Origin of the sequence: Streptomyces synnematoformans (assembly GCF_039531005.1) — a bacterium.
Taxonomy (GTDB): Bacteria; Actinomycetota; Actinomycetes; order Streptomycetales; family Streptomycetaceae; genus Streptomyces; species Streptomyces synnematoformans.
In genome coordinates, this window is record NZ_BAAAPF010000697.1 from 1 (window position 1) to 1,051 (window position 1,051).

Annotated in this window: 1 protein-coding gene and 1 pseudogene; both read left to right on the forward strand. The window is 79.7% G+C overall.

Translation table 11 applies throughout. The annotated features are described in order from the left end of the window. Nucleotides 1-784, forward strand: a 784-nt coding sequence (locus ABD317_RS37195) for a sensor histidine kinase (protein ID WP_344296532.1), incomplete at its 5' end; no start/stop codon positions are given. A 53-nt stretch (nt 785-837) separates the two neighbouring features. After that, nucleotides 838-1,051 (forward strand): annotated as a pseudogene (locus ABD317_RS37200) (sensor histidine kinase); the annotation flags it as partial.

Sequence of the window (1,051 nt, forward strand, 5' to 3'; positions counted from 1 at the left end):
GCTCGCCGTGCTGCTGGCCGCCGCCGCCTGGGTCGCCGGGCGCGTGGTGCGGGACCGGCGGGCGGGCGCGGCCCGCGCCGCGGAGGAGCTGGCGCTGCGCGCCGTCGCGGGCGAACGGCTGCGCGTGGCCCGGGAGCTGCACGACGTCGTGACGCACAGCATCGGGCTCATCGCGGTCAAGGCGTCGGTGGCCAACCACGTGGCGGCCGAGCGGCCCGGCGAGGTCGCCGAGTCGCTGCGGGCCATCGAGTCGATCAGCCGCGAGGCGCTGGCGGAGCTGCGGAGCATGCTGCGGCTGCTGCGCGTCGACACCGGAGCCCGCACCGACCCCTGCCCGGGCCCGCGGAACCTGGACCCGGCGCCGGGCGTCGCGGGCCTCGGGGCGCTCGCCGACCGGGTGCGCGCCGCGGGCGTCGCGGTGGAGCTGACCACCGGCGGGCTCGACGAGGTGCCCGCCGGCGTGGGCCTGTCGGTCTACCGCATCGCGCAGGAGTCGCTGACCAACGTGGTCAAGCACGCCGGCGCGGCGCGCTGCCGCGTCGCCGTCGAGGCCGACGGCACGGACGTACGGATCGAGGTGACCGACGACGGCCGCGCCGCGGGGCACCGGGCCGCGGCGCCGGACGGCGGCCACGGGCTCGTCGGCATGCGCGAACGGGCCGCCATGTACGGCGGGGTGCTCGACGCGGGCCCGACGGCCGGCGGCGGGTACCGGGTCGTGGCCCGGCTGCCGTACGAGCCCGCGCCCGCGACCGGGGTGCGGTCGGCCGCGCCGGGACCCTGAGCCCGGGATCGGTGCACACGGACATCAGGCGGGGGGGAAGCGATGGTGACACGGTGGCTACCCATGCCGCGGTGAAGGAGCGTCCGGAACCGGGCGTACAGCGGGCGCTGCGGATACTGGCCGCGCGCATCCGCGACGACGTACGGCCCGCGGAGGCGGCCACGCTGGCCTGCGAGCTGGCGGTCGCGCACCTGGGGGCGGCCGGCGTCGCGCGGCGCACCGCCGGGGGTGCGGGCACCCCGGCCCGGGCGCGGCAGGCGGCCGCCG